This window comes from Kribbella aluminosa, from assembly GCF_017876295.1.
Classification (GTDB): Bacteria; Actinomycetota; Actinomycetes; order Propionibacteriales; family Kribbellaceae; genus Kribbella; species Kribbella aluminosa.
This window is the reverse complement of record NZ_JAGINT010000001.1, coordinates 3243535-3253430: the sequence shown is the minus strand read 5'-3', so window position 1 is coordinate 3253430 and position 9896 is coordinate 3243535. Positions and strand designations below refer to the sequence as shown.

11 protein-coding genes are annotated in these 9896 nt (G+C 69.1%); 5 read left to right on the top strand and 6 right to left on the bottom strand.

Annotation, left to right across the window (positions count from 1 at the left end; translation table 11 throughout):
• The first annotated feature begins 21 nt into the window (after positions 1-21).
• Positions 22-990 carry an aminoglycoside phosphotransferase family protein gene (locus tag JOF29_RS15595; protein ID WP_209694916.1) on the top strand — a complete coding sequence of 323 codons (969 nt, stop codon included), beginning with the start codon at positions 22-24 and terminating at the stop codon, positions 988-990.
• Here JOF29_RS15595 and JOF29_RS15590 read toward each other — a convergent pair.
• Together JOF29_RS15590 and JOF29_RS15585 are read right to left on the bottom strand one after the other, a co-directional pair.
• The gene (locus JOF29_RS15590; RefSeq protein ID WP_209694915.1) at positions 933-1970 is read right to left on the bottom strand and encodes an enolase C-terminal domain-like protein; all 1038 of its coding nucleotides are present in this window, start codon (positions 1968-1970) and stop codon (positions 933-935) included. The two genes, JOF29_RS15595 and JOF29_RS15590, sit on opposite strands and share 58 nt — an antisense overlap.
• Positions 1967-2980, bottom strand: coding sequence for a DUF4037 domain-containing protein (locus JOF29_RS15585; protein ID WP_209694914.1), 1014 nt, complete (start codon positions 2978-2980; stop codon positions 1967-1969). Before JOF29_RS15585 ends, JOF29_RS15590 begins: the two co-directional genes overlap by 4 nt.
• A gap of 37 nt (positions 2981-3017) precedes the next feature.
• On the opposite strand from JOF29_RS15585, the gene JOF29_RS15580 reads away from it, so the two are divergent.
• Together JOF29_RS15580 and JOF29_RS15575 are read left to right on the top strand one after the other, a co-directional pair.
• Positions 3018-3662: an HAD family hydrolase gene (locus JOF29_RS15580; protein WP_372446289.1), complete on the top strand. Its 645-nt coding sequence runs from the start codon at positions 3018-3020 to the stop codon at positions 3660-3662.
• Between the two features lie 32 nt (positions 3663-3694).
• Positions 3695-4783: a Gfo/Idh/MocA family protein gene (locus JOF29_RS15575; RefSeq protein WP_209694912.1), complete on the top strand. Its 1089-nt coding sequence runs from the start codon at positions 3695-3697 to the stop codon at positions 4781-4783.
• Between the two features lie 162 nt (positions 4784-4945).
• Here the strand turns inward: JOF29_RS15575 and JOF29_RS15570 are convergent, their stop codons facing one another.
• Together JOF29_RS15570 and JOF29_RS15565 are read right to left on the bottom strand one after the other, a co-directional pair.
• On the bottom strand, positions 4946-5308 hold the full coding sequence (locus JOF29_RS15570) for a cupin domain-containing protein (protein WP_209694911.1): 363 nt from the start codon (positions 5306-5308) through the stop codon (positions 4946-4948).
• 2 nt (positions 5309-5310) lie between these two features.
• Positions 5311-6390, bottom strand: a complete 1080-nt coding sequence (locus tag JOF29_RS15565; protein WP_209694910.1) for a Gfo/Idh/MocA family protein — start codon at positions 6388-6390, stop codon at positions 5311-5313.
• Positions 6391-6482: 92 nt separating this feature from the next.
• On the opposite strand from JOF29_RS15565, the gene JOF29_RS15560 reads away from it, so the two are divergent.
• The gene (locus tag JOF29_RS15560) at positions 6483-7952 is read left to right on the top strand and encodes an aminotransferase-like domain-containing protein (RefSeq protein WP_209694909.1); all 1470 of its coding nucleotides are present in this window, start codon (positions 6483-6485) and stop codon (positions 7950-7952) included.
• 3 nt (positions 7953-7955) lie between these two features.
• Here JOF29_RS15560 and JOF29_RS45315 read toward each other — a convergent pair whose 3' ends face one another.
• The gene (locus JOF29_RS45315) at positions 7956-8261 is read right to left on the bottom strand and encodes an oligopeptide/dipeptide ABC transporter ATP-binding protein (RefSeq protein ID WP_209694908.1); all 306 of its coding nucleotides are present in this window, start codon (positions 8259-8261) and stop codon (positions 7956-7958) included.
• 294 nt (positions 8262-8555) lie between these two features.
• On the opposite strand from JOF29_RS45315, the gene JOF29_RS15550 reads away from it, so the two are divergent.
• Positions 8556-9554 (top strand): LacI family DNA-binding transcriptional regulator, encoded by a 999-nt coding sequence (locus JOF29_RS15550; protein WP_209694907.1) that lies wholly within the window; start codon positions 8556-8558, stop codon positions 9552-9554.
• A gap of 74 nt (positions 9555-9628) precedes the next feature.
• On the opposite strand, the gene JOF29_RS15545 is transcribed toward JOF29_RS15550, so the two are convergent.
• On the bottom strand, positions 9629-9859 hold the full coding sequence (locus tag JOF29_RS15545; RefSeq protein WP_209694906.1) for a hypothetical protein: 231 nt from the start codon (positions 9857-9859) through the stop codon (positions 9629-9631).
• Between the last annotated feature and the right edge of the window lie 37 nt (positions 9860-9896).

Here is a 9896-nt window from a genome sequence, read left to right as displayed (position 1 = left end):
GGCGCCGCCTTGGGTACGCCAGTGCGCACTGTTGACGTTGTCGAGACCTTCGAAGCCTCCGCCGCGGAGGTCGCCCGCTTGCTGGTGCGTACTGCCGGTGCCGACCTCACGGTGATCGCCAAGCTGGCGACTGGGGACGGTCTCGCTGCCGCCCGCCGCGAGGTGCAGTTCTTCGAGCAGCTCGCACCCGGCTGGCCGCATCCGGCTCCGCAGTACCTCGGCGCTCACGACACCGGCGACGCAGTACTGCTCCTGACCGAGGATCTCGGCCGGACCGGTTACCGCGTGGTGGGCACCGAGGTGTCGGACGAGCAGCTGTACGGAGCGATCGACGTCGTCGCCGGCGTGCACGCACACTTCTGGAACTGGACTGCGCCGGCGGAGTTCGAGCCCTCGGTGACGAGCTCCTCGCAGGCCTGGCCGCCGGACGCGATCACCCGCCACGCCGCGGCGGTTCGCCGAGCGGCGGACGAGTTCTTCGCCGCGACGACCGGGCTGGAGCGGTCCGAGCGTGCGGTTCTCGACGAGGTGCTCACCAGCTGGGAGCCCCAGTTCCAGGCACGTGTCGCGGGCCGCCAGCAGCTCACGCTGATCCACGGCGACTTCCACTTCCTCGGCAACATCTTCTTCACCGCCGGGAACCCGCGACCCAAGGTGATCGACTGGTCGGAGCTGAAGCCCGGCCTCGCACCCCATGACCTCGCCTACTCGCTCAGCGCACTCCCGTCCCGGCAACACGACGCCGTGGAGCTGCTGCGGCACTACTGGAAGGCCCTGGACGTACCGGAGTACAGCTGGGAGCTCTGCAGCTGGGACTTCCGGTTCTCGGTGTTCAGCAACCTCTTCCAGTCCGTGTTCCAGCAGAGCGTGAGGTGGTACCGCGCTTCGCTGACCGCACTCGACGCGCTGGACAGTCGTTCCACCTTGAGCGGTCAGCCTGGTAGCGGCAGCGTCAGGCCGAAGCCGGGTTCCTCGGACAGGACTAGGTAGCCGTCTTCGAGGGTGTAGGCGTTCGGGCCGGGGACGCCCTCGATAATGGGAGTGTTGGCGAGCCCGGCCGAGAGGTGGGCGGCGTAGAGGGTCTTGAGCGGGAGGCCCCAGGCGTGGGGTGAGGCTTCGGACTTCAGAAGGGGCATGGTGCGGCGCCAGGCGGTGAGGCCGTGGCCGATGACGTCCATGAGGGCCACGTCCACCAGGCCCTCGGCGGCCAGGTCGAGGATGTGCTGGACGTTCGGGTCGTACTCGCCGTCGGCGATGCGAGTCGGTCCGCCGTGCAGGTGTTCGCGCAGGGCCCGCAGGTCGGGGCGGCGTTCGGGGAACGGCTCCTCGATCCAGTACAGGTCGCACTCCGCGACGGCGTCGACGTACTCGAAGAGGCCGTTCAGCGTGAAGCCGTCGTTGCCGTCGACCAGGATCGCGGCGTCGGGGTACAGCTCGCGGGTCAGCCGGGTGACCTCGATGTCCCGCTGCAGGCCGGCCCGCGGCTCCATCCAGCGGTGGCCGCGGCCGATCTTCAGCTTGAAGTCGCGGAACCCGAACGCGTGGTCCTGGGCGAGGTTCGCGCGGATCGCATCGAGCCCGCCGTCCAGGTCGTCGAAGTAGATGCCGCCGCTGTAGCACCGCACCCGCGGCGACCCGGCGCCGCCGAGCATCGCGTACACCGGCACCTCGAGGATCCGCGCCGCCAGGTCGTGCAGCGGGTAGTCGAGGAACTCCGCCGCCGGGTCGATCACCCCGCGGTCCGGATCGATCAGCTCCGCCAGCGGCCGTCCGATCAACGGCCCGGGGTCCCCGTCCGACAGCGGCAGCCCCCAGCCGGTCGCGCCGCGGTCCGTCTCCACGACGTACGCCGTGAAGCTGCCGCCGCTCCCGTGGCTGCCGAGGAACGAGTTCCGGCCGATGGTCCGCAGGTACTCGTACCCGAGCTGCACGGTCGTCACCGAGCTGATCGTGTGTTTCGGCAGTGTCACTGGAAGACCTCCACGAGCCGGCGGTAGGCGGACGGATTGCTCAGTACGTCGGTGCTGTCCACGAACTGGTCGATCGACCCGATCGGCCCGACGCGCTTCAGCTGCGGATCCGACACCGTCGCATGACAGGCCTCGGCGAACCGCGCGGCGTCCAGGACCAGCGCCGGACGGTCGAAGAACGGCCGCGGCGCCGGGTCGAGCGCGGGCGTGATCCCGAGCGCGTTGTGCCGCCGGGCGACCAGCTGGTACGCCGTCACCAGCGCCCGCTCCCGGTCCGCGAAGTTGCCCGCGGCAACCGTATCCGCGAGCGCCTGGTCCAGCCCGTCCGGATGCCCCAGCCGGGCGAACGCCGTACCCAGCCATTTCGTGTACGGCGCGTACTCGCGGGACTGCAGCAGCGCCAGCCGCAGCACCTCGCGGGCGAGCCGCGCCGCGACCACCTGGGACCCTAGCTCGTCGCCGACCTCGTGGGTCCGCTGCACGAACGGCTCCTCCTGCGCGATCCGGGTCCACTGGCAGGCCATCAGCCACCGCCAGATCTCGTCCGGGTACCAGGCCAGAGCCGCACGCACCGGTGCGAGTCGCCCGTCGTCGGCGTACACCTGTCCCTTGACCACACCGAGGAGCTGCTGCTGCGGTGTGACCAGCCAGTCGTCCACACCGACGCCCTGCGACGCGTCGAAGCCCAGATGCCCATTCAGCCAGTCACTCAGCGACGCCACGGTCACACGGTGCTCCACGGCATGAACAGACGAGCCGAACCGGACCGGGAAGCCGCGGTACTCGTCCGGAAGCACCGCCTCGATCTGCTTGCGGACAACCTCAGGCTCGTCGACCAGCACGACCAACCGCGGACCCCAGTCGTGGTCCATCGAGCGTGCGGTGTCGTAGCCGAGCACATCGGAGCCCCAGCCCAACAGACCGGCCGCGTGACCGGCGCTGCCGAGCACAGGTGCGACCACCTCGCTGTAGAACCCGGCCGACAGCTCCTGCGCGGTGACGAAAGCCATGCGGAACATCCTTTCACCCCGCACTACAGTGATGCGCGTGATTTCGCATGTGGTGTGGGACTGGAACGGCACGCTCCTCAACGACAACCACGCCGTACTGGCCGCGGTGAACGAGGTCTGCACCGGGTTCGGGCGGCCCGAGCTGACGTGGAGCGAGTGGCAGGCCGCGTACGCGCGGCCGATGCGGGTCTCGTACGAGCAGGTCCTGCAGCGCACGCTCGACGAGGAGGAGTGGGCGCAGGTCGACAAGCTCTACCACGACCGGTACGACGCGCTCCTGCACACGTGTGAGCTCGCCACCGGTGCCCACGACGTACTGCGGACTTGTGCCACCAACGGGCGGACCCAGTCGTTGCTGTCGATGTGGTTCCACTCGCGGCTCACGCCGACCGTGGAGCAGTACGGTCTCACGCAGTACTTCACCCGAGTCGACGGGCTGCCTGGTGAGGTAGGCGGCGGCTCGAAGGCGGACAGCCTGGTCCGGCACCTCCAGGATCAGCAACTGGACCCGGCAGGCGTCGTACTGATCGGGGACGTCGTTGACGACGCCCACGCGGCACAGGCGGCTGGTACGCAGTGTGTCCTCGTCACCACCGGCGCCATGACCCGACAGGCGTTGCTGACCACGGGCGCACCGGTCAGTGGGTCCATCACGGAGGCCCTGCAACTGCTGGACACCTGAGTGTGGCACCGCGATCGCGCGATAGTAGCGGTATGAGCATTGACGTGATTGTGGTCGGGCTGGGGTTCGGGGCCGACTTTGCGCCGATCTACCAGGCGCATCCGGACGTCGGCAGGGTCGCGGTGGTCGATGCGGATCCGGACCGGACAGCGGCGGTCGCGGACCGGCTCGGAATCGCGGACCGGTTCGCATCGCTCGAGGAGGCGTTGGCCGCGGACGGGTGGGACGCCGTACACCTGCTGACGCCCGTGCGGTTCCACGCCGAGCAGGTCCAGCAGGTACTGCGGTCCGGCCGGCACTGCGCGTCCGCGGTGCCGATGGCGACGACTCTCGACGACCTGGACGCGTTGATCGCGGCACAGGACGAGTCCGGGCGCAACTACATGATGATGGAGACCGCGGTGTACTCCCGCGAGTTCTTCCACGCCAAGCGGCTCCTCGACGACGGCCGGCTGGGTCGGCTCAGCTACTTCAAGGGCGACCATCTGCAGAACCTCGACGGGTTCCCGGAGTACTGGCGTGGTTACCCGCCGATGCACTACGTCACCCATGCGCTCTCCCCCGCGCTCGCGCTGGCGGATACCCGGGCGGAGTCGGTGCGGTGCCTGGGGTCGAGTCGGCTCACGCCGGAGCACGTCGGGGTCGCGGGTGACGGGTTCGGGACGGAGGCGGGGTTGTTCAAGCTGGCCGGGGACGAGGCGTTGGTGGCCAACGTGACGATGTCGTTCTTCCAGCTCGGGCGGAGCTATCTCGAGGGGTTCTCGGTGTACGGCGACCAAGGTGCACTGGAGTGGCCGCAGCTGGAGGGCGGGCCGATGAAGGAGTTCCGGATGGCGCCGCTGACCGAGGCCCGGCGGGGCCGCGAGGTGACCGCCGTCGACGTGGAGCCGTCCGGCGCGCCCGAGTTGCTGCCGGCCGCCATCAGACGGTTCACCAGCGGCGGGCACGGCGGGTCGCATCCATATCTGGTGCACGAGTTCGTGTCCAGCATCGTCGAGGACCGTGCGCCAAGGGTGGATGCCCGGACGGCGGCGACGTGGACCGCACCCGGGATCTGTGCCCACCAGTCCGCGCTGCAGGGTGGTGCCGAGGTCCAGGTACCCGACTACGGCACACGCTGACGCGACTCTCAGGCGGGTTGGATCGGCACCGAGGCGTGGTCGGCTGGAAGTAGCTGCCTGCTCCGCTGATCGTCCCCCAGAAACGCTCGAATCCGCGCCGCGTGGACCAGGATGGTCAGCGCGTTCGGACGCATGGAGACCACGCCAGCCGCGGACGGCGTTCTACTCCCCTATCGTTTCGCGGTTGGGGGTGGAGAAGCAGATGACGAAGATCGCCTCGTCCGCGCCGAGGTTCCGCGCGTTGTGGAGGGCGCCGGAGGGGATGCTGATCGTGTCGCCGGGGCGCATTGTGACCTTGTCGTCGTCGACGGTGTGCTCGATCGTGCCCTGCAGGACGTGCAGTACCTCGTCGCAGTTCGGGTGGTAGTGCCGCGGGTTCTGCTCCCCCGGGCGGATGTAGCAGCGGCCGACCGTCATCGTGCCGGAGTTACCCAGTGCGGCGGAGACCATCCACTCCAGGCGTCCCCACGACTGGTCCTCCACCGTCACCGCGTCGGCGGCCGTCACCCGGCTCTTCTCTCCCATGGTCAGCTCCCGATCGTCGCGGACGTACCGGCGGGCAGCCGGCGGTACAACTCGTACAACTTGAGGATCTCCCGGACATCCGCCAGCGTGCCCTTCTCGACCGGCTTCCCGGCCAGCACGCTCTCGCAGAAGTGCACGATCTCGGGCACATACCCGAGGTAGAACAGGTTCTTGTTGTAGAGCTGGCCGAGCGAGAACTCCGGCTCCCAGCGCAGCGGCGCCACCGCGTCGTCGGTCACGAACGACGAAGCCCGCCCGTACCCGAGATCCGCCCCGGCCCGGTAGTACGTGATCCGTACGCCGTTCTCGACCACCACGTTCGCGCCCTCGCCGATCACCTCGACCCGCTCCAGCGGCGCACCGTTCGCCGAGCCCGCCGCGAGATGCAGCGTCCCGACCGCCCCCGACTCGAACAGCAGGCTCGACACACTCGCCCCGGTCCGCGGCTCCCATTCGTAGCTCAACCGCCGTACCGGCCCCATCAGGTACGTGAGGATCGCCGCTGGATGAAAGATGTGGTCCAGGAACCCGATCATCCGTACGTCGTCCGACCGATCGCCGGGCGCGGGCAGCGCCTGCGGGTACCGGACCGAGATCGAGGACGCCGCCCCGAACTCCGGCGTACCCATGATCGCCTTCACCTTCTCGGCCGCGGGCGTGAAGATCTTCTTCAGGCCGGTCATCACCGTCCGGCCTGTCTCGTCGGCCGCCGCCTGCAAACGGTCGAGCTGCGCGATCCCGGCCGCGGTCGGCTTCTCCATCCAGACATGCGCCCCGGCCCGGAGGCAGTCCTCGGCCAGCACCGTCGCCTGCACATCCCCACCGTCGGTGTACGACGTGACGATGAAGACCGCATCCGGCCGCTCCACCGACAACATCTCAAGATGGTCGTCGTACGCCGCCGCAGCCCCGAACTGCCGCGCATACGTCTCCGCCCTGTCCAGCTGTACGTCACACACGGCAACGAGATCCACCGGCGCGTACTGGAACGCCGGATACACGTTGCGGTACGAGTGCCCGCCCGCGCCGATGAACGCGGCGCGCAGCCGCTCGGCGTACTCGAACTGATAGGTCACGCTCATCGCAACGCTCCCCGATAGTCTGATAGCGCCCTAGATTGGCGTGCGAAACTCGATGCCATCTATAGCCACAGCGACGAAATTGGACTCTGTTCGTGATCCAGGACGGTAATGGCCTCAGATTCTCCGCCGACGAGCTCGCGCGCAGGCTGGTCGGGACCGGCGCCCGGTCCGGGCCGCTGTACCGGCAGCTGAGCGACAGCCTGGCCGAGCTGATCGAGCGCGGCGAGCTGCCGCCGGGGTCCGCGCTGCCGCCCGAGCGGGCGCTGTCTGAGGCGCTGACGGTCAGCCGTACGACGGTGGTCGCGGCGTACCAGGCACTCCGGGAGAAGGGGCAGCTCGAACGGCGGCAGGGCAGCGGGACGCGGGTCGCGCCCGACCGCAACCGGGAGACCGTGTCGGGGCTCGCCGGCGACCACGCGGCAAGCCAGTTCCTGAGCGGGCCGTTGGCAACGATCGACTTCGCCACCGCGGCGCTGCCGAGCCTTGACCTGGTCGCCGACGTCGCCGCGGGCCTCACCCGGGACGACTACCTGCGGCTGACCAGTACGCATCACGGCTACCACCTGCGCGGCCTGCCCGCACTGCGCGAGCGGATCGCCCGCTGGTACAGCGACGCCGGTACGGCGACCGCGCCCGAGGACATCCTGATCACGTCCGGTGCCCAGCAGGCGCTCGAACTCGTGGCGCGCGGGTGCCTGCAGCCGGGCGACGGCGTGATCGTCGAGCAACCGACGTACCGCGGGGCGCTGGAGGCATTCGCGCGGACCGGGAGCCGGCTGCGTACCGTCCGCATCGACGAGCGAGGGCTGGACGTGGCGGCCCTCGAGCGACTGCTGACGAACGAGTCGCCGCGGCTCGTCTACGTGCAGGCCGCCGCGCACAACCCCACTGGTGTCGTGCTCGCCGATGATCGGCGGCAGCGGCTTGCCAAGCTCCTCGACCAGCACGAGGTGGTGCTCGTCGACGACACGTCGCTGGCCGGTACGGCGTTCGACGGCCGGACGACGCCGGCTGCCTTGGGGACGCACGAGCGGCTGATCACGATCGGCTCGATGAGCAAGCTGTTCTGGGGCGGGCTCCGGCTCGGGTGGATCCGCGCCGTACCGCAGGTGGTCTCGCGGTTCGCGCGCGTCCGCGGGATCACCGACCTCGGCAGCTCGCTGGTCGCGCAGGAGGTCGCGCTCCGGCTGCTGGACCACCGCGCCACCGCCGAGACCGAACGCCGTACTGCCCTTCCCGTCGGCCTGCGTACGTTGACCGAGCTGCTCGGCCGGCACCTCCCCGACTGGAGCTGGCAGGACCCGCAGGCGGGCGCGTCGCTGTGGGTCCGCCTCCCACACGGCGACGCCACCCACTTCGCCCAGATCGCACTCCGGTACGGCGTCGCGCTGCTCCCCGGCGCGGTCTTCTCCGCCGACGGCAGCACCGACCACCACACCCGCCTGCCCTACGCGTTGCCCCCGGCAACATTGACCCAGGGCGTCACCCGCCTGGCCCAAGCCTGGACCGACTACCTCAACCGCACCACCGTCGACGTAACCCTCACCTCAGCAGTCACCTAGGCGCTACTCCTGGTCTAACCAGCAGCGGGACCAGTGACCGTTGGCGAACGTGGCGGCCGGCGGGGGTTTCTCGGTACAGACCGGCATCGCGTGGGGACAGCGGGCCGCGAACGGGCAGCCGGCGAGTTCCTGCTCGCGGTCGACCGGCTCGTTCGGATTGTCGACAATCGGCAATCTACTGCGCTCACCCTCGCGGTCGGGGTCCGGCGACGACTCGAGCAGCAGCTGCGTGTACGGGTGCCGCGGGTGCTGCGTGACCTCCTCCGCCGGACCGCCCTCGACGTCTCCGAGCGCGCCACCGGCGTCCACCTGTCCATCCGGGCCGCGTTGATCACGTTGATCTCGTCGGCGAAGTACTGGGCGCTGACGATGTCGTGCGTGATGCACAGCATCACGAGCCCGTCCCGCACACACAGGTCTGCGAACAACCGCAGTACGTCGAGCCGGATCGGCCGGGGTGGGATGAGACTGCCAACGTTTGCAGCAAGAACCAACCATTTGCAGTGGAACTCATCCAAGTGGTTACAACCAGGGTGCAGAGCAGCGGCAATCGTTTGCGCTACGATGCCAAGATCTATCCGTACGCGACTTGGGGAGCTTGCCTTGGCTGTCACGCTGGCGGAGGTGGCCGCGGCCTGCAACGTGTCGACGTCGACCGTGTCACGGGCGCTGACCGATCCGGAGAAGGTCAATGCCGAGACCCGGGCCCGGATCGAACGGGTCGCCCGGCAGCTCGGCTACGCACCGAGCCGGGCCGGCCGGTCACTGGTGTCCGGACGCACCGACACCGTCGGCCTGGTCGTCCCGGACATCGCGAACCCGTTCTTCCCGCCGATCATCAAGTCCGTCCAGGCACGGGCCCGCGACAAGCGGTACGCCGTACTGATCGCGGACACCGACGAGCACGTCGCGGACGAGCTGGAGCTCGCCCGCAGCCTCAGCCGCCAGGTCGACGGCCTCATCCTGGCCTCACCGCGCACCGCCCCGGCCGAGCTGACCCGGCTCGCGCAGCAACTCCCGGTCGTCTTCGTGAACCGCGAGGTCGACGGCGCCGGCAGCGTCGTCATCGACGAGAACGAGGGAATGCAAGAGGCCGTCGAGCACCTGGTCTCTCTCGGCCACCGCCGAATCACGTACCTGGCCGGCCCGCGCCGCTCCTGGTCCAACCAGCAACGCCGCGACGCCCTCGCCAAGGCCTGCGCCGACAACGACGTGGAGCTCCGCGAGCTGGGCCCCTTCGAACCCCAGATCCAGGCCGGCATGCGAGCCGCCGATCTCCTGCAGTCCTCCGAGGTAGCCGCCGCCATCGCGTACGACGACCTGATCGCCCTCGGCGTCATGTCCCGCCTCACCGAACGCGGAATGCAGGTCGGCCGCGAAATCAGCATCATAGGCATCGACGACAGCCCCCTCTCCACCGTCTCTCACCCCATGCTCACCTCAATCCACGTCCCCGCCGCCGAACTGGGCTCCGCCGCCGTAGACCTCCTCCTGGACCAACTCCGCGACGGCGAACCCCCCACCGACCCGCCGACGATAAAACTGGAAACCCGCCTGGTAATCCGAGGCTCCACCGGCATCCCCCCAGAAAACCTCAGGTGACTTTGCACGTGGTGAGGCCTGCGATGGTTCACTACCAACGAGACCCCGCCACGGCTTGCGCAGCATAATCTCCTTCACCGCCGCGGTCGGCGTTTCTGCGCAGCGTCGGGCAGCGGAGTGGTCATCCGGCGCCACCAGCGATCGTCGGGTGTGAGGCTGTTCGCGTACGCAAACCCCACCGGCTCCTCCGCGTCGTACCCGATGACAACTTCCCACCCGGGATCCGACGCGTGCCGCGCAAGCTGCTCCCCGAACCGCTCGACCGAGTAGTGCGGAAGCTGATCCGCGCATACGTCGGCATGCACCTCAATCAGCGTGCTCCACACCGCCCCGGTGTGGGGG

What these genes read in the sequence shown, in the direction of transcription:
- JOF29_RS15585 (WP_209694914.1), bottom strand. Translation starts at nt 2,980, where the DNA reads ATGGCTTTCGTCACCGCGCAGGAGCTGTCGGCCGGGTTCTACAGCGAG.
- JOF29_RS15575 (WP_209694912.1), top strand. Translation starts at nt 3,695, where the DNA reads ATGAGCATTGACGTGATTGTGGTCGGGCTGGGGTTCGGGGCCGACTTT.
- JOF29_RS15570 (WP_209694911.1), bottom strand. Translation starts at nt 5,308, where the DNA reads ATGGGAGAGAAGAGCCGGGTGACGGCCGCCGACGCGGTGACGGTGGAG.
- JOF29_RS15565 (WP_209694910.1), bottom strand. Translation starts at nt 6,390, where the DNA reads ATGAGCGTGACCTATCAGTTCGAGTACGCCGAGCGGCTGCGCGCCGCG.